Below are 232 nucleotides of genomic sequence, written 5' to 3' on the forward strand. Positions count from 1 at the left end.
GCCAGAAGGTGAAAACACGCGTATGTGGGAAGCCATCGAAACCTACATGCAACGTAAGCAACCGCTTATTATTGTTGCCGGTGCTGACTATGGTCAAGGTTCGTCTCGCGATTGGGCAGCAAAAGGCGTAAGGCTTGCTGGTGTTCAGGTTATTGCAGCTGAAGGGTTTGAACGTATTCATCGTACTAATTTAATTGGTATGGGCGTTTTGCCGCTTGAGTTTAAGCCTGGC

1 protein-coding gene is annotated in these 232 nt (G+C 48.3%); it reads left to right on the forward strand.

Features of this window, described 5'->3' with window-relative positions:
• Positions 1-232: hypothetical protein (locus SB751_RS35745; RefSeq protein WP_410749699.1), on the forward strand; the 232-nt coding region annotated here is incomplete at both ends.

It is taken from the genome of Cupriavidus sp. SIMBA_020, from assembly GCF_046535395.1.
GTDB lineage: Bacteria > Pseudomonadota > Gammaproteobacteria > Burkholderiales > Burkholderiaceae > Cupriavidus > Cupriavidus campinensis.